Source organism: Mesorhizobium sp. M4B.F.Ca.ET.089.01.1.1 (genome assembly GCF_004022605.1).
GTDB lineage: Bacteria > Pseudomonadota > Alphaproteobacteria > Rhizobiales > Rhizobiaceae > Mesorhizobium > Mesorhizobium abyssinicae.
Window position 1 is genome coordinate 1 of the sequence record NZ_RZOS01000810.1, and the last position, 1,469, is coordinate 1,469.

Annotated in this window: 1 protein-coding gene and 1 pseudogene; one reads left to right on the forward strand and one right to left on the reverse strand. The window is 61.5% G+C overall.

What is annotated here, in order from left to right; translation table 11 throughout:
• Window positions 1-144, forward strand: a pseudogene (locus EN780_RS34090) (ISNCY family transposase); the annotation flags it as partial.
• Between the two features lie 501 nt (window positions 145-645).
• Here EN780_RS34090 and EN780_RS34095 read toward each other — a convergent pair.
• A partial coding sequence (locus EN780_RS34095; protein WP_245500212.1) for an ATP-binding cassette domain-containing protein occupies window positions 646-1,469 on the reverse strand: 824 nt, incomplete at its 5' end.

Sequence of the window (1,469 nt, forward strand, 5' to 3'; positions counted from 1 at the left end):
ATCGAGGCCGGCATCTCATGCCTCAAGCGTGCTTACGGTTTGGCGCGTTGCACCTGGCGCGGCCTCGATCACTTCAAGACCTACGTCTGGTCCTCGGTCGTGGCCTACAACCTCGTCATCTTCACCCGCCTCAAGCCGACCTGAGCTGCCCCCCGGGATCGCAGGTTGCCCGCGCCGACCATGCCGGCCGCCACCGCACGCGCCGGTGACACTATTTTGGCGACAAACAGCACTCTTCGACCCGTCCGCGCCCGTCAAGGCGCTTTCAATCGTGCGCAACTCATTGTAAACGCACTGAAATACGCACGTTTATGGACGGAAACTAGTCTAGCAAATCTCTTTCACTATCCGCACAACCTTCTCACCTCTCGGCGTCGACTGCCGACCCAGCGCCCCGCGCAGGAGCTCAGCCTCGGCTCGACATCCGCTCTGAGCGGATCGCCAAGTAGAACGAGATGCCGGAGGAAATGCCTTGGTCAAAAGGCGACGCTGACTGAGCAAGACGCATCGGTACAGTCGCCTCCCGGGCCCCGGGAGGGAACGACACGGCAGGATCGTAGTCGGGCGCATCGACTCCAGAGCGCCCCCTGGTGCCGATCCTCCAAAACGCACCGCAAGATCGGCCTTTCGACTCGATGGCGACCGCTAGTTCAGGCGGCCCCCATTGATATCAAACAGATGGATGCAGGCGGCATCGGGCGTGACGTTGATGGTCGAGCCGGGCTTGGCGTCAATGCGTTCGCGGAACACGCCGGTGACATTGTGTTCGCCCATGCGCCCGAGCACCTGAGTTTCCGATCCGGTCGGCTCGACCACGACGACCTCGAGCGGCAACCCTGCCGCGTCGAGCTTGAAGTGCTCGGGACGAATGCCATAGGTCGCGGAAATGCCGCTGGCGCGCTGGTCTCCCGTCTTTACCGGCATCAATATACCGCCGTCCGTGCGGAAGCCGTCCGGGCCGAGCGTGCCGTTGATGAAGTTCATCGAGGGTGAACCGATGAAGCCGGCAACGAAGAGATTCTTGGGCCGGTCGTATAGATCAAGCGGGGAGCCGATCTGCTCGATGATGCCGTCATGCATGACCACGATCTTGTCGGCCATGGTCATGGCCTCGATCTGGTCGTGAGTCACATAAATGGTGGTGGTCCTGAGCCGCTGGTGCAGTTCCTTGATTTTGGAGCGCATCTGCACACGCAGTTTCGCATCGAGGTTGCTGAGCGGCTCGTCGAACAGGATCACCTCCGGGTCGCGCACAATGGCGTGGCCCATGGCGACGCGCTGGCGCTGGCCGCCTGAAAGCTGCCCGGGATGACGCTCGAGCAACGACTGCAGCCCGAGGATCTCGGCGGCGCGATTGACCTTGGTCTGGATTTCGGTCTTGGGAACCTTGGCCAGCTTGAGGGAAAACGCCATGTTCTGCGCCACCGTCATATGCGGATAAAGCGCGTAGTTCTGGAACACTATGGCGA